Source organism: Bifidobacterium imperatoris (assembly GCF_002860405.1).
GTDB classification, from domain to species: domain Bacteria; phylum Actinomycetota; class Actinomycetes; order Actinomycetales; family Bifidobacteriaceae; genus Bifidobacterium; species Bifidobacterium imperatoris.
Genome location: NZ_NMWV01000008.1, coordinates 1 through 23176, shown reverse-complemented (window position 1 = coordinate 23176; position 23176 = coordinate 1). Strand labels below are relative to the sequence as shown.

At 57.4% G+C, this 23176-nt stretch carries 22 protein-coding genes, 2 tRNA genes and 1 pseudogene; 9 read left to right on the top strand and 16 right to left on the bottom strand.

Features of this window, described 5'->3' with window-relative positions; all coding sequences use genetic code 11:
- Positions 1-101 precede the first annotated feature (101 nt).
- Entirely contained in the window at positions 102-1010 is a 909-nt protein-coding gene (locus Tam1G_RS03450; protein WP_101625461.1) for a cation transporter, read from the top strand.
- Between the two features lie 89 nt (positions 1011-1099).
- Here Tam1G_RS03450 and cysS read toward each other — a convergent pair whose 3' ends face one another.
- Complete coding sequence (cysS, locus tag Tam1G_RS03445) at positions 1100-2749, bottom strand: cysteine--tRNA ligase (protein WP_101625460.1); 1650 nt, start codon at positions 2747-2749, stop codon at positions 1100-1102.
- A gap of 157 nt (positions 2750-2906) precedes the next feature.
- Between cysS and Tam1G_RS03440 the strand changes: the two genes are divergently transcribed.
- A complete protein-coding gene (locus Tam1G_RS03440) occupies positions 2907-3635 on the top strand; it encodes a type 1 glutamine amidotransferase (protein ID WP_101625459.1) in 729 nt (242 codons plus the stop codon).
- Positions 3636-3687: 52 nt separating this feature from the next.
- A complete protein-coding gene (locus Tam1G_RS03435) occupies positions 3688-5943 on the top strand; it encodes an ABC-F family ATP-binding cassette domain-containing protein (protein ID WP_101625458.1) in 2256 nt (751 codons plus the stop codon).
- A gap of 79 nt (positions 5944-6022) precedes the next feature.
- Here Tam1G_RS03435 and Tam1G_RS03430 read toward each other — a convergent pair whose 3' ends face one another.
- The 9 genes from Tam1G_RS03430 to coaD form a co-directional block, all read right to left on the bottom strand.
- Positions 6023-6448 (bottom strand): type II toxin-antitoxin system VapC family toxin, encoded by a 426-nt coding sequence (locus Tam1G_RS03430; protein ID WP_101625457.1) that lies wholly within the window; start codon positions 6446-6448, stop codon positions 6023-6025.
- On the bottom strand, positions 6435-6725 hold the full coding sequence (locus Tam1G_RS03425; protein ID WP_101625456.1) for a FitA-like ribbon-helix-helix domain-containing protein: 291 nt from the start codon (positions 6723-6725) through the stop codon (positions 6435-6437). The genes Tam1G_RS03430 and Tam1G_RS03425 overlap by 14 nt, the downstream gene beginning before the upstream one ends.
- Positions 6726-6895: 170 nt before the next feature.
- The gene (gene ilvN / locus Tam1G_RS03420) at positions 6896-7450 is read right to left on the bottom strand and encodes an acetolactate synthase small subunit (RefSeq protein ID WP_033891554.1); all 555 of its coding nucleotides are present in this window, start codon (positions 7448-7450) and stop codon (positions 6896-6898) included.
- Positions 7451-7466: 16 nt separating this feature from the next.
- On the bottom strand, positions 7467-9425 hold the full coding sequence (locus Tam1G_RS03415; protein WP_101625455.1) for an acetolactate synthase large subunit: 1959 nt from the start codon (positions 9423-9425) through the stop codon (positions 7467-7469).
- 160 nt (positions 9426-9585) lie between these two features.
- On the bottom strand, positions 9586-10362 hold the full coding sequence (gene rnc / locus Tam1G_RS03410) for a ribonuclease III (protein ID WP_101625454.1): 777 nt from the start codon (positions 10360-10362) through the stop codon (positions 9586-9588).
- Positions 10363-10541: 179 nt separating this feature from the next.
- Positions 10542-10736: a 50S ribosomal protein L32 gene (rpmF, locus tag Tam1G_RS03405; RefSeq protein WP_101625453.1), complete on the bottom strand. Its 195-nt coding sequence runs from the start codon at positions 10734-10736 to the stop codon at positions 10542-10544.
- A 99-nt stretch (positions 10737-10835) separates the two neighbouring features.
- The gene (locus Tam1G_RS03400; protein WP_101625452.1) at positions 10836-11468 is read right to left on the bottom strand and encodes a YceD family protein; all 633 of its coding nucleotides are present in this window, start codon (positions 11466-11468) and stop codon (positions 10836-10838) included.
- 42 nt (positions 11469-11510) lie between these two features.
- Positions 11511-12413, bottom strand: coding sequence for a DivIVA domain-containing protein (locus Tam1G_RS03395; protein WP_165781886.1), 903 nt, complete (start codon positions 12411-12413; stop codon positions 11511-11513).
- The gene (gene coaD, locus Tam1G_RS03390) at positions 12413-12913 is read right to left on the bottom strand and encodes a pantetheine-phosphate adenylyltransferase (RefSeq protein WP_101625451.1); all 501 of its coding nucleotides are present in this window, start codon (positions 12911-12913) and stop codon (positions 12413-12415) included. The genes Tam1G_RS03395 and coaD overlap by 1 nt, the downstream gene beginning before the upstream one ends.
- A gap of 113 nt (positions 12914-13026) precedes the next feature.
- Between coaD and Tam1G_RS03385 the strand changes: the two genes are divergently transcribed.
- The gene (locus Tam1G_RS03385) at positions 13027-13317 is read left to right on the top strand and encodes a DUF3039 domain-containing protein (protein WP_101625491.1); all 291 of its coding nucleotides are present in this window, start codon (positions 13027-13029) and stop codon (positions 13315-13317) included.
- A 79-nt stretch (positions 13318-13396) separates the two neighbouring features.
- Here Tam1G_RS03385 and Tam1G_RS03380 read toward each other — a convergent pair whose 3' ends face one another.
- Complete coding sequence (locus tag Tam1G_RS03380) at positions 13397-14407, bottom strand: aldo/keto reductase (protein ID WP_101625450.1); 1011 nt, start codon at positions 14405-14407, stop codon at positions 13397-13399.
- Positions 14408-14563: 156 nt separating this feature from the next.
- Here Tam1G_RS03380 and Tam1G_RS03375 point away from each other — a divergent pair, with 156 nt between their 5' ends.
- Entirely contained in the window at positions 14564-14992 is a 429-nt protein-coding gene (locus Tam1G_RS03375) for a MerR family transcriptional regulator (protein ID WP_101625449.1), read from the top strand.
- Positions 14993-15103: 111 nt separating this feature from the next.
- On the opposite strand, the gene Tam1G_RS03370 is transcribed toward Tam1G_RS03375, so the two are convergent.
- On the bottom strand, positions 15104-16426 hold the full coding sequence (locus tag Tam1G_RS03370) for a nicotinate phosphoribosyltransferase (protein WP_101625448.1): 1323 nt from the start codon (positions 16424-16426) through the stop codon (positions 15104-15106).
- 116 nt (positions 16427-16542) lie between these two features.
- Between Tam1G_RS03370 and Tam1G_RS03365 the strand changes: the two genes are divergently transcribed.
- From Tam1G_RS03365 to Tam1G_RS03355, 3 genes are read left to right on the top strand one after another with little or no spacing between them, the layout of a single operon-like run.
- Positions 16543-17169, top strand: a complete 627-nt coding sequence (locus tag Tam1G_RS03365) for a Pr6Pr family membrane protein (RefSeq protein WP_101625447.1) — start codon at positions 16543-16545, stop codon at positions 17167-17169.
- Positions 17170-17215: 46 nt separating this feature from the next.
- Complete coding sequence (gene rph / locus Tam1G_RS03360; protein WP_101625490.1) at positions 17216-17980, top strand: ribonuclease PH; 765 nt, start codon at positions 17216-17218, stop codon at positions 17978-17980.
- 40 nt (positions 17981-18020) lie between these two features.
- The gene (locus Tam1G_RS03355; protein WP_101625446.1) at positions 18021-18761 is read left to right on the top strand and encodes a non-canonical purine NTP pyrophosphatase; all 741 of its coding nucleotides are present in this window, start codon (positions 18021-18023) and stop codon (positions 18759-18761) included.
- Positions 18762-18885: 124 nt separating this feature from the next.
- Here the strand turns inward: Tam1G_RS03355 and Tam1G_RS03350 are convergent, their stop codons facing one another.
- The 3 genes from Tam1G_RS03350 to Tam1G_RS03340 all read right to left on the bottom strand — a co-directional run bounded on the left by Tam1G_RS03350 (position 18886) and on the right by Tam1G_RS03340 (position 20584).
- Complete coding sequence (locus Tam1G_RS03350; protein ID WP_033891536.1) at positions 18886-19887, bottom strand: AEC family transporter; 1002 nt, start codon at positions 19885-19887, stop codon at positions 18886-18888.
- Between the two features lie 463 nt (positions 19888-20350).
- Positions 20351-20431, bottom strand: a tRNA-Leu gene (locus Tam1G_RS03345).
- 80 nt (positions 20432-20511) lie between these two features.
- A tRNA-Thr gene (locus Tam1G_RS03340) sits at positions 20512-20584 on the bottom strand.
- A gap of 310 nt (positions 20585-20894) precedes the next feature.
- On the opposite strand from Tam1G_RS03340, the gene pgi reads away from it, so the two are divergent.
- Positions 20895-22595: a glucose-6-phosphate isomerase gene (gene pgi / locus Tam1G_RS03335; RefSeq protein ID WP_101625445.1), complete on the top strand. Its 1701-nt coding sequence runs from the start codon at positions 20895-20897 to the stop codon at positions 22593-22595.
- 238 nt (positions 22596-22833) lie between these two features.
- On the opposite strand, the pseudogene Tam1G_RS03330 reads toward pgi, so the two are convergent.
- A pseudogene (locus Tam1G_RS03330) lies at positions 22834-23176 on the bottom strand (integrase catalytic domain-containing protein); the annotation flags it as partial.

The window sequence follows — 23176 nt, the reverse complement described above, 5'->3', positions numbered from 1 at the left end:
CAGACTGCCGTGCGCCCTCGCGAATCGAGCCGGCTGGAACTAGCCGGCCAGTGAAGTAGCGGGCCAACGCAGACATGCCGTGCAATACGGAAGGACCACCGATGCCCCAAACGAAAACCATCGAACGCAAAGCCCTGATTGTTGGCATTGTTGTCAATATTATTCAGGTTGCCGCCGGCATGGCCGTGTTCTTTATGACCGGCCTGAAGGCCATGTTCCTCGATTTCTCCTTCACCGCCATATCCGTGTTATCGGGTCTTGTGGCGGTGTATCTCTCCACTCGAACCGTGCGTACCACCGAACGTTTCCCCAATGGCATGTTCGCGTTGGAGCCGATCTATGCGATTTGCAAAGCCATCTTCACCATGTCCTTGCTGGTGTATTCGCTGATTGACGTCTGCCAGGTAGCCTACGACTACTTCGTACTAGGCGACGGCGAACGCATCGTCACCGGACCTGTAGTGATTTACGAAGTTGTGACCGTGCTGATCTGCTTCGGCCTGTTTATGTACTACCGCCGTGAAAACCGCTCTATTCGCAACGCGAGCACCATGCTTACCGCCGAATGCAAAAGCACGCTGGTTGATGGTGCGATGTCATTCGGCATCGGCGCAGTGGCAGTGTTCCTGATGGTGCTGCCTACAAATGGTCCATTGGACTTCCTGCATTACACCGGTGACTTCTTCATCACCGTGGTACTGGTCGCGTTGACCATCAAAGAGCCGTTCAGCGTACTGAAAGAAGCGTTCGTGGAACTGGTTGGCGGCATTCACGATGATGACGAAACCAATGCGTTCGTAGAAGCGACTGCACAGCAGCATCTGCCGCTTAACACCGAATATGAGCAGACGCTAATTTTTAAAACCGGCATGAACTACACGGTCGATGTGTATTTGGCCGGAACCGGCGAGACCATTGACGTGGCGAATCTCGTGGAATGCAAACGCTCGCTGGAGAAGGCGCTCACCAAACGTCTGCACATCGTTGATGTGGACTTCGTATTCGACTGATTTGATATCGCTAATCCTTGTAACGCAGAATGGCTCCGTGACAGTCCCACGGAGCCATTCTGCGTATCAGCCCAGTTAACTTGAAGGCGCTACTTCAAGCTCCACGTGGAGCCTTGCGGACCATCTTCGATGGCGATGCCGGCTGCGCTCAACGCATCGCGAATGGCATCAGCCTTGGCGAAGTCGCGAGCCTTGCGGGCTTCCTGACGAGCCTGAAGCTGCTCGGCAATCAAAGCCTCAAGTGCCGTGTGTTCTGGAGATTCGCCTGCGCCCGTACCAGCGCCGCCGGCAGCGCCATCAGAGAGCCACGGCTCAGCCAGCGGGTCGAGTCCAAGCGTATCGAGCATGGCACGCACGGAAACCAAGGTCTCACGTACTTCGGCCTTGGCGGCTTCGGAATCCACGCGATCGGCCAGCTTGGAGAGCAGCGTATTACCGGAACGGATGGCGGTGAAAATCGCGGCCGTGGCGCCGGACACATTGATGTCATCGTTCAACGCGGCCACGAAGTCGGCCGGCAACTCGTCGGCGGACACGGCCACAATCTCATCGTGAGTCGGCTGCTCGCCGAGCACCACGCCGGCACGCTCGATGAAGTTCGAAACACGATCGTATGCAGCCTGAGCTTCAACCAGCGCCTGATCGGACCACTCAAGCATCGAACGGTACTGCACGGAACCGAGGGCGTAACGCACCACCCAAGCGGAATGCTCAGCCAGCACGGACGGTACGGACAGACCGGTGCCCAGCGACTTCGACATCTTCTCGCCCTTGGCAGTCACCCAAGCGGAATGCATCCATCGAGCCGCAGACGGATAGCCCGCTGCACGAGTTTGGGCCATCTCGTTCTCGTGATGAGGGAAGCGCAAATCCAGACCGCCACCGTGAATATCGAAGCCATCGCCCAAATAACGGTGAGACATAGCGGAGCATTCGATATGCCAGCCCGGGCGGCCGACGCCGAACGGCGTGGACCAGCGGGCATCCTCGGGATCAGTGTCCTTCGGAGCCTTCCACAGGGCAAAGTCACGCGGATCATGCTTATCGGGGGAGGCATCGGCTGGGTCAACCGGGTTGTACTTGTCAGCACCGGTGGCATCCACGGATGGTCCCATGCGATCGGCCACGGCCGCAGCCTCATCCACCTCAGCAGTCTGCTTTTGGTGAGTGAGCTCGCCATAATGCGGCCAGGAAGCCACATCGAAGTACACGTTGCCGGTGGGCTTACCCTCATCATCCAGCACCACATAGCCGTGGCCATTGTCGATGATGCGCTGAATTAAATCGATCATGTCCGACATATGACCGGTTGCGCGCGGCTCAACAGTAGGAGGCAGCACGCCCAGCGTGTTGTAGGCCTCGGTGAATTCGCGCTCATAGTAATAGGCACGAGCCCACCAGCGCTGGCCTGCGGCAGCGGCCTTGTCAAGAATCTTGTCGTCGATATCGGTCACATTGCGCACGAACGTCACCTGATAGCCAAGCTTCAGGAACCAGCGGCGAATTACATCGAATGCCACTGCGGCGCGAATATGACCAATGTGCGGGGAGGACTGCACGGTGGCGCCGCACACGTAAATGCCCACGCGGCCGGGCTTGAGCGGCACGAAATGGCTGACCTGATGCGAAGCGGTGTCGTACAGGTTCAAACCCTCGGCAGCCTTGGCCACACGTACGGGCGTAAGGCTTGAAGGCATAACGGAAATGTTGAAATCATGCGGTTCTTGGCTGTTTCCCATAGCTTCCAAGCGTAGGAAACAAGCCAGACATGGAACTGGATGGCGCTCGCATGTGGACGGCGTAAGCGGACGCTACAGCTAGGGGAAAGGCACAATTGGCGCACGCCATGCCGCCGAATTAACGCAAACGGGAAACGCTCGTGCCACAATAGGAGGCATGGTCACACCACAAGTGCTCATTTTGCAACATGTTCCGTGGGAACGCCCCGGGCGTATCCTGTCGAATCTTGAGGATCTCGGCATCCAGACGGTGACGATGAACATCACCAAAAAGAAGAAGCCCGATCTTCCCGATTTCGGCGAACTTGCAGGCGTGGTGATTATGGGCGGACCGATGGGGGCGCTCGATTACGACAAGTACCCAGGGCTTAAAACGGAGGCCAAGCTCGCCAAGGCTGCGGTGACTTCCGGCAAACCGGTAATCGGTGTGTGCCTCGGGCATCAGATCATCGCCACGGCGCTTGGCGCCCAATTGCGCAAGGGCGATGCGCCTGAAATCGGTTTCGCACCGATTAAGCGCGTGGAAAAGCACGACTACTTCTCCATGTGGGATAAGCAGCTGAATGTGTTGCATTGGCATAACGATGTGGTGGGATTGCCGGAAGGCGGCGAGCTGCTCGCCCGCTCAGCCGGTACCAAAGTACAGGCATTCCGCCTTGGCTCGGCACTGGGTTTGCAGTTCCATCTCGAAGTGTGCGGTTCGTTGCTGGATGAATGGCTGGAAGAGCCCAGCATGGTCAAGGATCTGAAGGATGCCGGCGGCTCGAAGTCACAGTTGCGTGAACAGTTCGCACAGTATGATCCGCTGCTGCAGCCGCTTGCTGAGCAGGTATTCTCCAGCTTTGCGGCCCGCTGCAACTCCTATGCGCAGACGCTGACTGAGTAAGTCTGTGGCATAAGGCTGCCGATGGGCAAGCATGCCGCTACATTGGTGAATCATGCCGACTTACGATATTGGACTTGAACACGTTTCGCTCGCTTTCGCCACCAAAACCATCTTCACTGATGTCACGCAGGGTGTGTTCGAAGGTGACCGCATCGGCATCGTCGGCCGCAATGGCGATGGCAAATCCACGCTGCTGCATCTGTTCCGCGGTGCGCAGGAGCCGGATTCCGGCCGTGTGACCAAGCGCGGCGGTCTCACATTCGGCATGCTCGACCAGCGCGACCCGCTGGATGACAACGCCACCATTCGCGAAGCCGCATTGGAAGGTCGTGCTGATTACGAATGGGCATCCGATAACACTTCTCGTGAAATCGTCGAGGCACTGCTCGGCGGCATGAGCCTTGACGCCAAAGTCGGCTCGCTGTCCGGTGGCCAGCGCCGTCGTGCTGATTTGGCCCGATTGCTGCTCAAGGACTGGGATATCCTCGCGCTCGACGAGCCCACCAACCACCTCGATGTGGTCACTATTCACTGGCTTGCCGAGCACCTGAAGAACCGTTGGCCGAAGGGCCAGGGCGCGCTGCTGCTCGTCACCCACGACCGTTGGTTCTTGGACGAGGTCTGCGAGTCGATGTGGGAAGTACACGACGGTGTGATTGAGCCGTTCGAGGGCGGTTATTCCGCATACATGCTCCAGCGCGTGGAGCGCGATCGTCAGGCTGACGTGCGTGAAACCAAGCGCCGCAACTTGGCCCGCAAGGAGCTCGCATGGCTCTCCCGAGGCGCCCGTGCCCGCTCCACCAAGCAGAAGTTCCACGTCAAGGCCGCACGCGAATTGATTGCCGATGTGCCGCCGATGCGTAACACGCTTGAACTGAAGCAGATGGCTACCTCCCGTCTCGGCAAGCAGGTGGTCGATCTCGTCGATGTGACGCAGATTTTCGAAAAGCCGCAGGGTATGGCCGATATCGGCCCGGACGTGGCCGCGCTCTCCGCATCCGCCTCCCACGTGGACGTGGTCAACGCCATGTACGCCGAACCGCAGCTGCACGGTTCCATCGAGGTGGCGGTCACCGACATGACCGACCCGCGCCTGGTGGATGCCGGTGTGCCGGAGGCCGTCGAGGCTGCGGAAGAGGCTCGTAAGAAGGCCGAAACCGAGGGCAGTAAACCGCAGCTCGCCGATGACCGCGAGGTCCGCCGTATGAACACCGGCGGCGAGACCATCGGCGGTGATGCGATCGCAGTCGGTACCGATGGTGAGACTGTAGTCGCTGGTGCCACCTCTGCCGCCCGCAAGGTGACGGTTTCCGGCCGTGAGATCTTGGATGATGTGACGTGGCTGATTGGCCCCGGCGACCGCTTCGGCATCGTTGGTGCGAATGGTGCCGGCAAATCCACGCTATTGAAGCTCATCGATGGCTCGCTCACTCCGACCGCAGGCCATGTGAACATCGGCAAAACGGTGAAGTTCGCGGTGCTTTCACAGCGTCTCGATGAGCTGGAGAAGCTTGGCAAGTACAAGATTAAGGAAGTGCTCTCCCGCTATAAGCCGAGTTACATCGTGGACGGCAAGGAAGTGACGCCGGGACAGCTGATGGAACGACTCGGCTTCGAGTCCGCCCAGCTGATGACGCCGATTCGCGACCTCTCCGGTGGCCAGAAGCGCCGCATGCAGCTGTTGCTGATTCTGCTTGACGAGCCCAACGTGCTCATCATGGACGAGCCCGGCAACGATCTGGACACCGATATGCTCGCCGTGATGGAGGATCTGCTCGATACCTGGCCGGGTACGCTGATCGTGGTCTCCCACGATCGCTATCTGCTCGAGCGCGTCACCGATCAGCAGTTCGCCCTGCTTGGCGGTAAGGTACGCCACTTGCCCGGCGGTGTGCAGGATTACCTCGATATGGTCGAGGACATCAAGAACGGCAAAGGATTGCCTGCCGACAACCCCGGTTTCGCGGGTACGGGCAGCAGTTCGACGAAGTCCGGCAAGGGTAAGACGACTACTGCATCTCTGCCTCAGTCCGCTCCGCAGACAGCTTCATCATCAGAGGAAGCCAAGAATGATTCGGCAAAGCTCACCGGCAAGGCCTTCCATGAGGCGTCCAAGCGCGTGAATGCCATCGAACGCAAGCTCGCCAAGCTCGAAGAGCAGAAGGCCGACCTTGAAGCGCAGATGGCCGCTCATGACCCGTCCGACTACGAAGGCCTCAACAAACTCAACGAGCAGTTGACCGCCATCAACACGGAGAATGACGATCTCGAAGCCGAATGGCTCGAGCTCTCCGAACAGTTGGGCTAGTTCGGTGCTTTCCTAAAAAACGTACGCTAAGTTGCCGTCAGCGTACGTTTTTTAGGAAAGCACTTTGATTACCGAGACATTACTTGGCGTATTCCCACGGATTAATGAGCTCGACGCCGGTGTCTTCGAAATCTTTGATATTGCGAGTGGCCACAGCCGCACCGTGGGAGCGTGCGATGGCTGCGATCATGGCATCCTGCACGCCGATGGGTCGGCCGGCTTGTCGACGTGATGCTGCAATTGCAGCATAATGAGATGCCGCTGTTTGATTAAATGACCATGTCCGGTCCCTATAGGTTGCGATGAACGCCTGAATGGTTTGAGATAAGTTGTCCCTTCTCTGCCCAGCAGGCTTGATGGCAAGTCCATACAACAATTCCGCTATGGTAATCGTCGTCGTGCGGCACTCTTGCGGTGGCAGCTGAATGAACCAGTTAATGACGCTGTGATCGCTGTTGTCCTTTTTAAGGATTTCACTGACCACGTTGGTGTCAAGCACAATCATCATCGTCTCCAAAATCTACGGGTCGTGGCTCGGTATCATACGTGTTGCGAGGAGGGACAAGTTCTTCATCCTCTCCGAGCCCGTGTCCGTCTAGCAGACGCCACATCTCTTGAACTAAATCCGCATTGGTAACGATTTTGTGTGCCACATATTGCGAAGTGAACTCTTCCAATACCGATTTGGCCTCAGCCTCCATAGAACGATTGTTGTTCTTAGCTGCCTTCTTCAAGATTTCTACGCAGTCGTCAGGCACTTTGCGCAAAGTGATGGTTGCCATGTTGGCGCTCCTTTCTATAAATCGACCTAAGAAAGACATCGTTGTCTGTGCTAGCACAATGCTAGCACAATCTGCATGCATTTTGCTAGCATGCCAAAACATAGAAAAACCTCACGAAACGTAAGCTGATAAGGAATCAGCGTAAGCTTCGTGAGGCTATTGGATTGGCTTTATCGACCGGTAACTTCGGAGCCGATTACCTTTTCGCTCAGGGCTCGCGGTCCGCGGGTCACGGCCACGGCACCGGAACGTACCAGCTCAATCACGCCGTAATGCTCCAGAAGGCCCAGCAGCGCGTCGATCTTGCCTTCAGCGCCGGTGGCCTCGATGGTGAGCGATTCCGGATTCACATCCACCACGCGCACGCGGAACAGACGCACAATCTCGAGCACATCGGAACGATTGGACTGGTTGGCCGCCACCTTGATGAGCACCAGCTCGCGCTCCACGGTGGAGTTCGGGTCGAGTTCCACGATTTTCAGCACATGCAGCAGCTTGTTGAGCTGCTTGATGATCTGCTCCAGCGGCACGGCCTCCACGTCGGCGGTCACGGTCACGCGGGAGATGTCCGGACGCTCGGTGGGGGAGACGGACAGGGAGTTGATGTTGAACGCACGGCGAGCGAACAGTCCGGCGATACGAGCCAGCACGCCCGGGCGATTCTCCACCAGCACGGACAGGGTATGACGCTCAGAACCCGGCTGAGATGCAGGATAAATAGCCATCGTAAATCTTCTCCCCTCAGTGCTCGTTCACAGCAGAGTCAGCGGAATCGGCAGCAACTTCAGCATCGGCAGCGCCAGTTCCCGGAGCTGGAGTGCCACCCATCAGCGGCTTGATGCCAGGCATATACGTCACTTCATCATTGGAAGCGCCAGCGGCGACCATCGGCCAGACCATAGCATCCTTCCACACGCGGAAGTCAATCAGTACCGGACGGTCATTGATCTCGTTGGCTTTCTTGATGGCGGCAATGGCCTCATCTTCGGTAAAGGCACGGATGCCAACGCAACCATAAGCCTCTGCCAGCTTGATGAAGTCCGGAACCTCGAGCGGAGCGTCGCCAGCATTGAGCTGTGCCTCGCCCTCGGTGCCGTGAGCTTCGCCATCCTTCAGATTGGTCTGCGAATAGTGATGGTTGTAGAACAAGGTCTGCCACTGACGAACCATGCCGTACACGGAATTATTGAGAATAGCAATCTTCACCGGAGCATGATCAAGGAACGCTGCAGCCAGCTCCTCGGAGGTCATCTGGAAGGAGCCATCGCCATCAATCAGCCACACCGGCTTCTTACCATCGAATTCGCGGGCCGAACCCACGGAAGCACCGATGGCGGCCGGCAGACCATAGCCCATCGTGCCAAGGCCACCGGAGGAAATCCAGGAGTGCTGGTTCTCGAAATCGATGAACTGGGAAGCCCACATCTGGTGCTGTCCCACGCCGGTAACCCAAATGGTGGAGGGGTCGGCGAGTTCAGAAAGCTTCTTGATAACCCACTGCGGAGCCAAAGAGCCATCGGTCGGCTCATCCCAAGTCATTGGGTACTTGTTGCGCCAACCGTCGATGGCATCCCACCACGGCTTCAAGTTCGGCTTGCCCACAATGGCCTGTGTGCGCTCGATTTCCGGAATCAAATCATCCAGAACCGTAGCCACATCGCCCACAATCGGCACATCAGGCTGACGGTTCTTACCGATCTCAGCCGGATCGATATCGATGTGAATCACGCGAGCGGTCGGTGCGAAGGCATCAAGCTTACCGGTCACGCGATCATCAAAACGAGCACCAATGGCCACCAACAAATCAGCACGCTGCACAGCGCCGGTGGCTGCAATCGTACCGTGCATACCCAGCATGCCGAGGTTCTTCGGGTCAGTGTCCGGAATAATGCCGCGGGCAGGCAGGGTGGTCACTACAGGAGCGCCAGTCAGATCGGCCAATGCCTTGACCTGAGCGCCGGCGTTGGAACGGGCAGCACCGCCACCCACGTACAGCACCGGGCGGTAGGACTTGGAGAACAGCTTGGCCGCATCCGAAAGCACGCGACCGTGCGCCTTGGTGGTTGGGTTGTAGCCGGGCAGAATCATGCGCTGCGGCCAGGAATAGTACATATCGCCGGTCTGCGCGGTCTTGGTCAAATCGACCACAACCGGGCCAGGGCGGCCGGTGCTGGCAATGTGGTACGCCTCGGACAGCACGCGCGGAATATCCTGTGCGCGAGTCACCAGGAAGGAGTGCTTGGACACCGGGTATGTGATGCCCACAATATCCGCTTCCTGGAAGGCATCGGTACCGATGGCGTTCACGCCCACCTGACCGGTGATAACCACCATCGGCACGGAGTCCATATTGGCATCCGCGATGGCGGTGACCACATTGGTGGCACCCGGGCCGGACGTCACAATGCACACGCCCACCTTGCCAGTAGCCAGCGCATAGCCTTCCGCTGCGTGACCGGCCGCCTGCTCGTGACGCATCAACACGAAGCGGAACTTGGTGTTGCCGTTGATCTGATGGTAAACCGGCAGAATCGCGCCGCCTGGAATGCCGAAGACGTCCTCAACGCCCAGGTCTTCCAACGAACGCACCAGCGCTTCGGCGCCAGTCATCTTCTCGCCGTCGATAATGGTCTGCTTGTCCGTGGCTGCAGTGGTTTTGGGCACACCGCTGAAAGCCTGCAAAGGCGTGGGTAAAGCCATGATTCCTCTCACCTCATAAAGTACCGCGCATACTTGCCGACTGTGGGTGAAGTCGGTGCTGCGCTCGTATGAATTCTCGCCGATGACTGGGCTTGTGGCTCAGGATGCGGCTCGCTGCTCATGTTGTGGTATCAGTCTATTCGTAATGCTGACAGCAGGCCTACTTAGTCCGCTTCTTGAGAGCGCCAGACTTCTGCTTTTGGTCAAGCGCCTTCCAACCGGCTTCGGCAGCCGCCAGCTGAGCCTTACGTTTGCTGGAGCCTTTGCCAGTGCCGATAATCTGGTCATTATCGCCAAGGCTGACTTTTGCAGTGAACACCTGGGCGTATTCAGGGCCGGAGACTTCCATGTGATAAATCGGCTCAGGCTTACCCAGCTCATGTGCCTTAACGGTTAGTGAAGTCTTCCAATCCAAAGCCGGACCTTCTGTGGCAACTTCGGCGAGTGTGTCGTCGATGAGGCGATGCACTACTTTGCGGGCTTCGTCAATGCCATGCTCCAGGAACGTGGCGCCGATGAGTGATTCCACGATGTCGCACAGAATCGAGTTCTTTTGTGCGCCGCCCTGTTCGGCCTCACCGTGGCCCAGCAGAATATAAGGGCCAACCTTGAGCTTGGTTTTGGCGATGACGCTCAGTGCATCTTCGGAAACGGCCTTGGCGCGCATCTTGGCAAGCTGGCCTTCGGTCATATCCGGGTGAATCTTGAACAGGGTTTCGGTGGAAACCAGTTCCAGTACGGCATCGCCTAGGAACTCAAGACGCTCGTAGTTGAGCGCGCCGGGATTCTCGTGGGAGAAGGAACGGTGGGTGAGGGCCTGTACCAGCAGTTCAGGGCTGATGGTGGTGCCGAGAGACTCTAGCAGTTCGTTGGCCGGATTGTTTTCGGGAGTTTGGACGCTGACTCGGACGTGATGTTCGGCTGATGCTTCAGTCATGGTTAATGCGCGATCCTTCGCAATGAGATGGATGGATGGTTAATGTGCCGCATTGTCGGCCGACCGTGAGCTGCTATGTGTAATGCTGTGCAGATCATCAGCGGATCATAATCAGCCGGTATGCGAAGACCCTGCCACCCGTCGATGGCAGGGTCTTGGTTAAGCCGTTATCTCAGGACTCACTTGGTGTGAGCCGGCTGGATGGCGGAGCGGTAGGTGCGGCCGCGGTAGTTGCCGCATGCCGGGCAAGCCATGTGCGGCAGAGCCGGAGCGCCACAGTTCGGGCAGCTCACGGTTGCAGCAGCGGTGGCCTTCCAGTTCGCGCGACGCGAGTGCGTGTTGGCGCGAGAGGTCTTGTACTTAGGCAGTGCCATTTGAGTATCCTCTGTTTCGTTCGAACAATTGAGCTTAAGCGTCCGTTATCTTAACGCAGGGCTCGTACAAACGCCAAACTCGCCTGTTTTGTGCCTCGACTATTCGCCCTGTTCGGCTTCCAACTGGGCTTTCAGCGCGGCAAGCCCGGCGAAGCGAATATCCGTGGTGTCGTGATGATGATCGGGGTTTTCGTTCAAATCCACGCCGCACTGGGAGCATAATCCCTTGCAATCCGGCTTGCACAGCGGCTGCAGGGGAAGGGATTCGACCAGCGTGTCGCGAATCATCGCCTCGATATCCGCAAATGCGCCATTCTCCAACAGCGGGTAGGTGTCTTCGGACTCGTCTTCACCGGCGAAGATTTCCACTTCCTCATCCTTGGAAGCCTTACCGCCCTTGCCCTTGCTGCCGCGGGCTGCATTCTTGTCTGCGGCGGATTCATATGGGAAGAACACCGTGACATTCACAGGCCAATCCTCATCAATCGGCTTCAAGCATCGCGTGCATTCGCTAACAAACGGAGCCACCAAGCGGCCGGTGAAAATCAGTCCGTCCACAATCGAATCGAACTGGCCGGTCACATGTACGGGCTCGCCCTCTTTGATGCCGACAATGCTATCGCCAATACCGCTCGGTGCTGGGAAATCAGCGTCAATCGACTTGGACTGCCCTGCTCGGGAGGCGATTTGCGCCACCGGAATTGCCCAGGGAGAATCCTCAACTCGTGCCATATATATGCCTTTCGTACGTGCTACTTGCTGCTGTGCTGCTAGTTACTGCGCTTCAGGATAATCGTTCAGCGTGATGTTCGGCATTTTTTCCGCTGCCGCGCGCTGCCGCTCGTTCAGCACATTGAGACCAGCCTGAACATCCTGATTCAGCTTGATGAGCTGCTGAGAAAGTCCTTCCATCACTGTGGTGCAGTATTGATCCGCGCCCTGAGTGAGATGATCTGACTTGTTCTGCGCCTGCTCCAAGATTGCACGCGCCTTTTGGCGGGCCAGCTCGGTCACATTCTCCTGACCTGCCAGGAATTGTGCCTGTTCGTTGGCTTCCTTGATCATGTCGGCAGCACGGCTTTGCGCGGAAGCCACCACGGCATTAGCCTGCGTCTGGGCGGATTCCAAGCGACGCTCCGCCTCGCGCATCAAAGCGGAAGCGCGTTCCAACTGTACCGGCAGCAGCTTCTTCAATTCGTTGAGTTGTGAGGTCAGCTCATCGCGGTCGACTCGTACCATGCCGGGGGTGAAAATGCTGGTTTTCGCTTCAGCGAGCATGGCATCAATCTGATCGATAACGTCATACACGGTGGTGAATTCCTCGCGGCTTTTCTCCGTGGGGGAATCGGGGTCCAGTGTGGTGCGCAAGTCAGGCAGCGAATCCATGTTGAAGTTGCGTGGCTTGCTGTCGGTGTTGCCAGCTGCAGTAGCAGCGGCCGGTGCTTGTTCGGCATAGTTTGTATGCGGTGCCGACGAAGCAGCGGAAGGCATGACTGCGGAAGCTGCCTCGGTGGGTGCGGGTGACTCGTAAGCGGCAGTTGATGCAGGAGCCGGCGAAGTCACCGGTGGAACCGGCACATCATCTACCTGCGTATTCGGGGCAGTATTCGGGGCAGTATTCTGCGCCGGCTGAGTCAAATCAACGTATCCAGTGGGATGCTCGTCACTCATAGTCATCAGTCCTTCTTCCGACCTTCCTGGGCCAAGGCTTCGGCAAGCATAGGAACAACGCAATCAGGTACCATGCCGGTAACGTCGCCACCGTGACGGGCCACATCCTTGACGATGGAGCTGGAGATATGTTCAAGAATCGGATCGGCCGGCAGGAACAGTGTCTCGATGCCGGCAAGTTTGCGATTGACCAAAGCCATGCCGAGCTCGGCCTCATAGTCACCGTTTTGACGAAGGCCCTTCACGATAACGCTTGCGCCAACCTTCTTGCAATAGTCAGTGATGAGTCCTTCAGTGGAGGAAACGACCACATTAGTGCAGCCGGCCTTCTCCAATGCGTGACGGATTACTTCGACTCTGGTGGATTCGGAAAACATCGGTGTTTTCGCGGCATTAACAGCCACCACTACGTGTACCTCGTCGAAAAATCGTGCCGAGCGCTCGATTACATCCAAGTGGCCGGCTGTCACGGGGTCAAACGAGCCGGGGCATACTGCGATAGTCATGATTCCTAGACTACATCGTTCGGCAGGGGTAGTGGGAATCTATGATGGAGTGCGGATATCCGCCTCTGATGATGGCGGACGCTGTATGCCAAGGAAAGAAGTACGTTATGAGCCTGAACTTTGCAAGCTTTGTCAATGATGCTGAGCCATTAAGGAACCCGGATCAATCCGCGGGAACTTCGGTGCTGGAGCGCCCGCAGGTTGAAGAGTCGCCGGTTCGCGATGATGGCGGTGATGCCGATCGATTCGCGCATTATGTGTCTCGTGACCGTATCGCCGAGTCTCGTGCGACCGGCCGCCCGGTGGTGGCGCTGTGCGGTAAGGTGTGGGTGCCGAAGCATGATCCGTCCAAGTATCCGGTCTGCCCGGATTGCAAGCGCATCTATGACGAAATGATGGCTTGAAATTTGGCGTTCTGAAAAGTAATGGCTCCCATCGCTGGTGCGAAGGGAGCCATTATTATTTGTTTGGATGATTGTTTGATCAGCGGGCCGCAATTTCGTCGATGAGCTTGAGCTCTTCATCGGTGAAGTGGGTGTTCTTCAGGGCGCCGATGTTGTCGAGGATTTGCTGCGGCTTGGAGGCGCCGGCCAACACGGAAGTCACCTTGCCGTCGTGCAGCAGCCAGGCCAAGCTCATTTCCGCAAGCGTCTGACCGCGCTCGGCCGCCAGATTGTTCAGGTCCACCACCTGCTTGTGCAGCTTGTCGGTGAGTGCGGAATCGTTGAGGAATCGCGGATCGTGGGCAATGCGGCTGTCGGCCGGAATGCCGTTCAGATAGCGGTTGGTCAGCAGGCCCTGTTCCAGCGGGCAGAAGGTAATGAGGCCTTTGCCGAGCTGATATGCAGTTTCCTTCAGACCGTTGTGTTCCACCGTGCGGTCGAGGATGTTGTACTTGTTTTGGTTGATGATGAACGGCACATGCAGTTCCTTGAGCATTGCGGCCGCCTTCTCCATCGTCGGGCCGTCATAGTTGGAAAGACCCACGTACAGCGCCTTGCCGGAGTTCACGGCCTGAGCCAGAGCACCCATCGTCTCCTCAAGCGGGGTTTCCGGGTCCGGGTGATGATGGTAGAAGATGTCCACATAATCAAGACCCAAACGCTCAAGGCTCTGATCGAGTGAGGCGAGCAGATACTTGCGACTGCCGAGGTCGCCGTACGGGCCTGCCCACATCTCGTAACCGGCTTTGGTGGAGATAATCAGCTCATCGCGATGATGCTTGAAATACTTGGCAAGCAGCAAACCACAGTTCTTCTCGGCCTGGCCGGGTTCCGGGCCATAGTTGTTGGCCAGATCGAAGTGGGTGATGCCGTTGTCGAACGCGGTGAACACAAGGGACTTCATCTGCTCAAACGGTGTGATGTCGCCGAAGTTGTGCCAGAAGCCGAGGGAAACTGCCGGCAATTTGAGTCCGGAGTTGCCGGCACGGTTGTAGGTCATCGTGTCGTAGCGATGCGGGTTGGGGGAGTAGGTAGCGGTTGGTTCGAACATAATGCCTCCTGTGGCGTATTGTTCTGATGCTCGATTCGGGGTGTGCGTTTTCCTTTGTCGGTTATTATGGTTCCAGTTCAAGTGAACTTGAATGCAAATGTTGGGCGGCACGTCGGCGTGTCGCGTGGCATTCGTGCACTGAAAAAGGAGCAGGGCATGTCATATACGATTCGGCAAGTAGCCACACAATTCCATATGCAGCCGTCCACGCTGCGCTACTACGAGGATCAGGGGCTACTCACTAATGTCGGGCGCACGGAAACCGGGCAGCGCATATATGAGGACTGCCATATCGACCGATTGCGGGCCATCTGTTGCTTCAAGAACGCTGGCATGACCATTGATGACTTGAAGAAGTTCTTCGTATACGAGTCCAATGAGCCGGAGCATATCAATGAGATTTTGGAGCTCTTGGAATCCCGGCGCAAAGCCTTGGATGAGCAGCGACGCGCGCTCAACGAGGCAGCCATCCATGTGCATCGCAAGCTGCACTACTACGGTGATATCAAGCGTGCGATAGACGCGGGCGAGTCCTTGCCGGACTGGAAGAACTACAAAACCCGCGTCTACTCAATTGATTGCTAAATACGGAAATCACAGAACTGTGGTTTCCGTAGCCGAACCGTTAAACGAATAGCCCGGTGGGCTGTTCGTAGGTGAGGGGAGCGGCTGTGCCGCGACGGATTCCTACGGAAATCACAGAACTGTGGTTTCCGTAGGAATCACCGGCTCGCCCTTCATCAGGCTTTGTGCGGTAATCGGCAGCTCGGCCAGTGCCTTGGCGCGGTAATCATGTGCGGCCATGATGGCGTCGTGACCCTGCCACTGAGAATCAATATCACCGTGATTCACGAAGTCCACGAGCAGATTCTTCCATTCCGGCTCTGGCGTGAATCCAGCGAGCTTCTCCTCGGAACCGGAAATCACATGCTCTGCTTCGGCCAGCGAATACTCGTATGAACGATAAGCCAGCTTACGGCCCGGCACAGTGGCCTTATCCTTCGACTTCTTGGCAACCGGCTGCATCGTGCCATCCGCGCCTTCGCGCTCAGTGAGCTTATACACCATTGCGCAGGTTGGAGCACCGGAGCCGGTGACCAGCATCGTGCCTACGCCATAAGAATCCACAGGCGCGGTTTGCAGCGAAGCCAGCGCGTACTCATCCAAATCATTGGTCACGGTAATAGTGGTGTTCGTAGCGCCCAAAGCATCCAACTGATTGCGCACACGCTGAGCCATCGCGGCCAAATCACCGGAGTCAATACGAATGCCGCCGAGCTCCGGTCCCGCCACCTCAACAGCGGTTTTGACGGCTTCCTCAATGTTGTACGTATCCACCAGCAGCGTAGTGTTCTTGCCAAGCGCGGCGATTTGCGATTCGAAAGCCTCGCGCTCGGAGTCGTGCACCAAAGTGAAGCAATGCGCGGCAGTACCGATGGCTTTCAGGCCATAAAGCTGTGCGGCGAGCAGGTTCGCCGTGCCTTTGAACCCGCCCACCACGGCGGCGCGTGCTGCGGCAACCGCAGCCCATTCGTTGGTGCGACGACCGCCCATATCCATGCATGGGCGGTCTTTGGCGGCCGACACCATGCGGGAGGCGGCGGAAGCCACGGCGGAATCATAATTCAGAATGGACAGAATTAGCGTTTCCAGCAGCGTGCACTCGCCGAACGTGCCTTCGACCTGCAAGATTGGGGAATTCGGGAAGAACATCTCGCCTTCACGGTAGCCCTTGATGGAGCCGGAGAAGTGGAAGTTCTCCAGCCACTTGATGGTTTCCGGGCTCACCACATGGCGGTCGGCAAGGAACTTCAGGTCCTCATCATCGAGGTGGAAGCGCTCGAGTTCATCCAAAATGCGTCCGGTGCCGGCCACCACGCCATAGCGTCGGCCTTCCGGCAGATGACGGGTGAACACTTCAAACACGCACTTGCGGTTCGCGGTGCCATCTTTGAGTGTGGCGTCGAGCATTGTGTATTCGTACATGTCGGTCATCAAAGCCGGCGAATAATCGACCATTATCGGGCCTTTCGTATCTGCTTTCCTACTAATAGTAAATATGACTATAAGTGTAGTCCTTGTGTGGCCCTGAGCGCTCGCTCGGCGGGGCCGGCACAGTGAGTAGACTCATCGATATGAGATTCATTGCGGCACTATGGCGTCTGGCCATTGCGGGATTCTGCTTTGTGGGCACGTATGAGGCTTGGTCCAAGCCGCAATACTGGGTGTATTTCACCTTCCAAACCGGCTTGGTACTCGGCGTTGTGATGCTCTGGGCCGGAGCCGCCACGCTGCTCAAGGGCATACAGCCGCCCGCTTGGCTGAAAGGCTGTGTCACGCTGTACGCCATTGTGACAGCACTGGTTGCCTTCTTCCTGATGCCGCCCGACAATCCTGCTTATGTGCCGCAAGTCATCGGCATCATGACCAATACCATGCTGCACAAAATCGCACCGATTATGGCGGTAATAGATTTCCTGCTGTTCGACTCGCACCGTCGATTCCGCTGGCATTACATGTTCTCGTGGCTGCTGTATTTTCCGTTGTACTTGGCTTTTGTGCTGATTCGTGCAGCGCTTTGGCCTAATTCCGGGCCGGCTGCGGGCGGCAGCCCATACCCGTATGAATTTATTAATCTGAACGCGCTCGGCTGGCAAGGCTTTGCGGTGAGCTGCGGCAAACTGGCGCTCGCATTCGTGGTGCTTTCCTTTGCGGTATGGGTGATTGGCCGGGCGCTGCCGAAGAAAGCCTTCCTGGGCTAGGTGACTTGCGATTCGTGCGTGAGCCGGTTGGCGTATGCTGGGCCTCATGGCTGAAATTAAAGATTTGCTTCCTAATCATCAGATTATTCGCGCGGACGGTCGTGCTGTGGATGAGCTGCGCCCGGTTCGCATCACCCGCCACTTCACGGATGCTCCTGAAGGTTCCGTGCTGATTGAATGCGGCAACACTCGCGTGATGTGCACCGCAACCTTCACTCCCGGTGTGCCGCGTTGGCGCAAGGATTCCGGCCTTGGCTGGGTCACCGCCGAATACGCGATGCTGCCGCGCGCCACTGCCGAACGTACGGATCGTGAATCCGTCAAGGGCAAGCTCGGCGGCCGCACAATGGAAATCAGCCGACTCATCGGCCGCTGCCTCAGGGGTGTTGTCGATATGAAGGCACTGGGTGAGAACCAGATTCAGCTTGACTGCGATGTACTGCAAGCGGACGGCGGCACTCGTACCGCTTCCGTGACCGGTGCGTATGTGGCGCTGGTCGATGCGGTGAACTGGGCTGAGAAGAATCGCCACATCAAGTCCGCCGCCAAGGTGCTGAAGGATTCAGTGTCCGCAGTGTCTGTGGGCGTGATCAACGGCACGCCGATGCTCGACCTGCCATACATCGAAGACAGCCAAGCCATGACCGACATGAACGTGGCCATGACCGGTTCCGGCACGTTCATCGAAATTCAGGGCACTGCTGAGCACCGTCCGTTCAACCGCGCCGAACTTGGCACCCTGCTCGACCTTGCCGAAAAGGGCAACAAGGAGCTGCAGGCCGCTCAGCGTGCTGCCCTCGCTCTGGACTGACCACCGACCGAACTCGCGATCACATAAGGAGAAAACCCCGATGAAACTTGTCGTTGCCACGCACAACGAAGGCAAGCTGGTGGAAATCCGCCGCATTCTCGAAGAGGACCTGGGTGCGGATGCCGCAAACATCGAGCTGGTTTCCGCTGGCAGCCTGCATTTGCCCGATCCCGTGGAAACCGGTGTGACCTTTGAAGAGAACGCGCTGCTCAAGGCGCGCGATGTGGCCAGCCGCACTGGCCTGCCCGCCATTGCCGATGATTCCGGCCTGATTGTGGACGTGATGGGCAATGCGCCTGGCATTCTGTCTGCTCGCTGGGCTGGTGCGCACGGTCATGACAAGGCCAATAATGCGCTGCTGCTCGCTCAGATCGAAGATATTCCGGATGACAAGCGCACTGCCCGATTCCGTTGCGCAGCGGCACTGGTGGTGCCGGACACGGAAGCCGGCATTGACGTGACCGGCGATGCGCAGACTGTGGATTCCGCCGCAGCTCAGGGCGCTCCGGTAACCGGTCGTTACGCCATCAAATCCGAAGTGGTCAAACTGGGCGACATGATCGGTCGCATTATTCGCAAAGAACGCGGCGAGCATGGTTTCGGCTATGATCCGCTGTTCGTGCCGAACGACCAGCCTGCAGGTCGTACCAGTACCGAACCTGATCATGAGGGTGAGCCGCTGACCAGCGCCGAAATGACGCCAGCCGAAAAGAACGCGATCTCCCACCGCGGCAAGGCGCTCAAGGCTTTGGTGCCGGATATCGAAGCGCTGCTTGGCTAAATGCGTTCAATATCGCCTACAAGGTTGCGCTGAACGCGGCATATAGTCGAAAACAATTTGAGGCCTGTACTTCCATTGCGCTGAAGTACAGGCCTCACAAATCATCTCGCATAATTATTGGCAATCACACACCCATCAGCGCGTGGGCAATAGCCATCAGCACCAGCGAAATAATCGCAGTCAAGGCTAGCGAGAAGCCAGCGAGCTTGGCATTGCCGAGCACCTTATCGGTGAACAGTGTGGAGAAGATGGCGATAGGTGCCAGCGCACAAATGACTGCGACCGCGCGAATCGAGGCGCTGAACGGCAGCAGGAACCAGGCGGCGCAAGCGAACGCGATACTGAACGGCAGTCGCCATGCCACAACGGCCAGCACTTCGCGCACATCATGCTTGGATTGCGGCAGATCCATGAGCATACCCACCATCAGCATGGACACCAGTGCGTTTGCGCCACTGAGCGGCTGACATATGGTGGCAATCCAGTCAGGAATATGCACATTGAACATGGTGAGCGCAATCATCAACAGATAGGTGTCGAATGGTACTGAACCGAGGAAGCTTTTGCCGATAGTGCGCAACAGCGCGCGCCTGGCCAGTCGTTTGGCATCGCGATCCTTAGGCTTTTCATACGGGAGCGTAGGCGCAGAGCCGGCGTGCTGCTCGGCGAGTGTTTTGCCGGGCTGAATATGCAAAAGTTGCTGGGTGAGCACATTGGTGCCGGCTGCAACCATCACGCAGTTACCAATATCGAACATTGCGGCAGGTACCACAGCTCCCGCGCCCCAGAACGATTGCACTACAGGGAAACAGAAGCAGCCAAGGTTAAACCCAGCGCCATTGAGCATGAGGAATGCGCGGTCGGTGACATTGCGTTTGCGAGTGGCGATGAAAATGCACACGACTGGAATAAACGAGCAGAAAAACGCGAACAGCGAAATCCAGAGTAGAGAAATATCGTGAGGATTCGTGGCGAACGAGTAAACGATGGCACCGGGCAGCACGATATTGAATTCCGCGGTTTGCAGGACTCGGTAATCCTTTTGCCCGAAGAGGCCAAAACGCCGAAACAGGTAGCCGGCAAGAATAATCAGCAGCAGGCCGACTGGCGTAAGTATGGCAGACACAGCTTCTCTCCCTCGATCGCGTACGGGTTTTACTATCCTCGCTGTGCCGGACGAGGAATGTGCGGGACTAGGGGGATTTCTCACACCACGGACTGACGATTGCGGTTTTGCAGATGTTGCTCTGCTGTTTCGCAGAACTCTAATCTTTTAACCATTTATTAATCACTTATGACTGTAGGGATTTCAACACTGACTGTAGGTTTTTTGACTTCGACTGTAGGTTTTTGAACATATTCCGTTGGAAAACCTACAGTCAATGTTGGGATTCCTACAGTTGATGTTAGAAACCCTACAGTCGGTGTTCAAAACCCTACAGTCATATATGGTCCATATGTGGTCATAAGGGAGAGGATGTGGCTGTGTGAAATTAAGTGTTACTTTTTGTTGTGTTTCCTGTTGTATTTTTCGGCGTTTATGTTGTGCGCCGCCAATAGAAAAGACATTTCCGAGCCATAGAACAGGGTGCGCGAGATGGGACTTGAACCCACACGTCAAAGACACAGGAACCTAAATCCTGCGCGTCTACCAATTCCGCCACTCGCGCGCTGCTGCATACCGTTCGCACCGATTGATGCGGAGTCGATATGCAAAACCCTAGGCGGACGAACCTACCTAGGGCAGTCGAGCCACTTGTCAGAATCGAACTGACGACCTGCTCATTACGAGTGAGCCGCTCTACCGACTGAGCTAAAGTGGCTTGTCTCGCGGAAAGCATTCGCTAACCGCGCACAAGATAATGAGTATAAAGCACACTGTGGAAAAATGCCAATCGGACGTGTTTGAGCGCGAATACGGTGGTTTGAGAAACGCCGAGAGGGTAGCGGTCGGTGAGTGACCAAACGGTAACTATATATAGGTTTCTGGCGTGAGCAACGTAGTTCGACTCCGCGACACTGACTGTTTTTGTTCTGTTCATGTCCGAATTTGTGAGTATTCTGTTTGGTGATACGGAGCGCAGATGAACCGTGTGCGCGGGCGCTCCAATCAACGAGGAAAGGAAAATTCCAATGGCAATCAATCCTCCTGTTGACGCCACCAAGACCCCTGCATGGGTTGCGTTGCAGAAGCACTATGACGAGCTTCAGGCCGAGGGCATCGACCTCAAGAAGTGGTTCGCTGAAGATCCCGACCGCGTCAAGGAGCTGAGCTTCGACGCAGGCGACCTGCACTTCGACCTGTCCAAGAACCTGATCAAGCCGGAAACCCTGCGCCTGTTCACCTTCCTCGCCGACGAGGTTAAGCTCGGCGACCGCATCAAGGCCATGTACACCGGCGTGCATATCAACAACACCGAGGATCGCGCTGTGCTGCACACCGCACTGCGTCGCCCGGTTGAGGATGAAGGCAAGTACATCGTTGACGGCCAGGACACCGTCAAGGACGTGCGCGAAACCCTCGACAAGATCTACGCTTTCGCCGATGACGTTCGCTCCGGCAAGTGGACCGGCGTGACCGGCCGCAAGATCGAGACCGTGGTCAACATCGGCATCGGCGGCTCCGACCTGGGCCCCGTCATGGCTTACGAAGCCCTGAAGCCGTACGCTGACGCCGGCATCTCCGCCCGCTACATCTCCAACATCGACCCGAACGATCTGGCTGAGAAGACCAAGGGCCTCGACCCGGAGACCACCCTGTTCATCATCGTCTCCAAGACCTTCACCACTCTGGAGACCCTGACCAACGCTCGCGAAGCCCGTACCTGGCTGCTCGAAGAGCTCGAGGCCAATGGTGCCATCGCTTCCGGCGACGCCGCTCAGCGCGCCGAAGCCATCAAGAAGCACTTCGTGGCCGTTTCCACCAACCTGGAGAAGGTTGAAGAGTTTGGCATTGATCCGGCCAACGCTTTCGGCTTCTGGAACTGGGTCGGCGGCCGTTACTCCGTCGACTCCGCTGTGGGCACCTCCCTGGCCGTGGTCTTCGGCCCGGCTCGTTTCGAGGAGTTCCTGCACGGCTTCCACGAGATCGACGAGTACTTCGCCAACACCCCGTTCGAGAAGAACGTTGTGGTGCTGCTCGGCATGCTGAACGTTTGGTACCGCAACTTCTTCAAGGCTGCCTCTCACGCTGTGCTGCCGTACGACCAGTACTTGCACCGCTTCCCGGCCTACCTGCAGCAGCTGACCATGGAGTCCAACGGCAAGTCCGTGCGTTGGGACGGCACCCCGGTCACCACCGAAACCGGTGAGATCTTCTGGGGCGAGCCGGGCACCAACGGCCAGCACGCCTTCTACCAGCTGATTCACCAGGGCACCCAGCTCATCCCGGCCGACTTCATCGCGTTCGTGAACACCCCGAACCCGACCAAGGATGGCGACCAGGACGTGCACGAGCTGTTCCTCGGCAACTACCTGGCTCAGACCAAGGCTCTCGCCTTCGGTAAGACCGCCGACGAAGTCCGCGCTGAGGGCACTCCGGAAGAGATCGTTCCGGCCCGTGTGTTCACCGGCAACCGTCCGACCACCTCCATCTTCGGCGTGGCTCTGACCCCGTTCGCACTTGGCGAGCTGATTGCTCTGTACGAGCACATCACCTTCGTTGAAGGCACCGTGTGGGGCCTCGACTCCTACGATCAGTGGGGCGTCGAGCTCGGCAAGCAGCTGGCTAAGCAGATCACCCCGGCCATCTCCAAGGATGACGATGCTCTCGCAGCTCAGGATGCTTCCACCCAGAGCCTGATCGAGTTCTACCGTAAGAACCGCGAGTTCTGATCTCCGCTTGCGCTTTAATCAGAACTCGCGATTCTTGCGACCGCAGCTGTGCTGTTTGGTGAGCAGTCTGGCGACTGCTCACGTCGCGAGTTCTGAGTTGAATTCTGACTAAGGCTTATCAAGCCCGGCAGTGTTATGCTGCCGGGCTTTTTATATGCGAGGTGTACCCTCGAGGTGCCTCATTTGAAAATGAGCGCGTAATCCGGAGTGGTGCCTCACCTGTGGTGAGCGTGAAATCCTAGTCCGCGTCGGCTTGTGGGGTTTCGTCGTCTTCCGGTTCGACGCCCGCGATCCGGGCGAGCGTCTTGTTCAAGTATGCCATGTCCGGGCCCATGCGTCTGGCCAGCCGCGCGGTGCGCGGTGCCGCCAGTGCTTCGAGCCGGTCCTGGATGTCGTGGATGCGGCGGACGAGCTCGGCCGGGTTCACGGTCGCGAGCGTGTGTTCGATCTCCTCTCGCTTGTCGTCGGGTATGAAGCCGGGGCCGCCGGCGGCCCTGTCCGCCTCGTCGAACTCCTTGAGCCGCTCCCACGGGGTGCGTGGTGCGTCGTAGACGCGGCGGGGACGGCCGTCCCGGGTGCTT

What these genes read in the sequence shown, in the direction of transcription:
- Tam1G_RS03370 (WP_101625448.1), bottom strand. Translation starts at nt 16,426, where the DNA reads ATGGTCGATTATTCGCCGGCTTTGATGACCGACATGTACGAATACACA.
- Tam1G_RS03415 (WP_101625455.1), bottom strand. Translation starts at nt 9,425, where the DNA reads ATGGCTTTACCCACGCCTTTGCAGGCTTTCAGCGGTGTGCCCAAAACC.
- Tam1G_RS03355 (WP_101625446.1), top strand. Translation starts at nt 18,021, where the DNA reads ATGAAACTTGTCGTTGCCACGCACAACGAAGGCAAGCTGGTGGAAATC.
- Tam1G_RS03400 (WP_101625452.1), bottom strand. Translation starts at nt 11,468, where the DNA reads ATGGCACGAGTTGAGGATTCTCCCTGGGCAATTCCGGTGGCGCAAATC.
- cysS (WP_101625460.1), bottom strand. Translation starts at nt 2,749, where the DNA reads ATGGGAAACAGCCAAGAACCGCATGATTTCAACATTTCCGTTATGCCT.
- Tam1G_RS03425 (WP_101625456.1), bottom strand. Translation starts at nt 6,725, where the DNA reads ATGGCAACCATCACTTTGCGCAAAGTGCCTGACGACTGCGTAGAAATC.
- Tam1G_RS03365 (WP_101625447.1), top strand. Translation starts at nt 16,543, where the DNA reads ATGAGATTCATTGCGGCACTATGGCGTCTGGCCATTGCGGGATTCTGC.
- Tam1G_RS03375 (WP_101625449.1), top strand. Translation starts at nt 14,564, where the DNA reads ATGTCATATACGATTCGGCAAGTAGCCACACAATTCCATATGCAGCCG.
- Tam1G_RS03380 (WP_101625450.1), bottom strand. Translation starts at nt 14,407, where the DNA reads ATGTTCGAACCAACCGCTACCTACTCCCCCAACCCGCATCGCTACGAC.
- rph (WP_101625490.1), top strand. Translation starts at nt 17,216, where the DNA reads ATGGCTGAAATTAAAGATTTGCTTCCTAATCATCAGATTATTCGCGCG.
- Tam1G_RS03395 (WP_165781886.1), bottom strand. Translation starts at nt 12,413, where the DNA reads ATGACTATGAGTGACGAGCATCCCACTGGATACGTTGATTTGACTCAG.
- rpmF (WP_101625453.1), bottom strand. Translation starts at nt 10,736, where the DNA reads ATGGCACTGCCTAAGTACAAGACCTCTCGCGCCAACACGCACTCGCGT.
- Tam1G_RS03450 (WP_101625461.1), top strand. Translation starts at nt 102, where the DNA reads ATGCCCCAAACGAAAACCATCGAACGCAAAGCCCTGATTGTTGGCATT.
- Tam1G_RS03440 (WP_101625459.1), top strand. Translation starts at nt 2,907, where the DNA reads ATGGTCACACCACAAGTGCTCATTTTGCAACATGTTCCGTGGGAACGC.
- Tam1G_RS03435 (WP_101625458.1), top strand. Translation starts at nt 3,688, where the DNA reads ATGCCGACTTACGATATTGGACTTGAACACGTTTCGCTCGCTTTCGCC.
- rnc (WP_101625454.1), bottom strand. Translation starts at nt 10,362, where the DNA reads ATGACTGAAGCATCAGCCGAACATCACGTCCGAGTCAGCGTCCAAACT.
- ilvN (WP_033891554.1), bottom strand. Translation starts at nt 7,450, where the DNA reads ATGGCTATTTATCCTGCATCTCAGCCGGGTTCTGAGCGTCATACCCTG.
- Tam1G_RS03430 (WP_101625457.1), bottom strand. Translation starts at nt 6,448, where the DNA reads ATGATTGTGCTTGACACCAACGTGGTCAGTGAAATCCTTAAAAAGGAC.
- pgi (WP_101625445.1), top strand. Translation starts at nt 20,895, where the DNA reads ATGGCAATCAATCCTCCTGTTGACGCCACCAAGACCCCTGCATGGGTT.
- coaD (WP_101625451.1), bottom strand. Translation starts at nt 12,913, where the DNA reads ATGACTATCGCAGTATGCCCCGGCTCGTTTGACCCCGTGACAGCCGGC.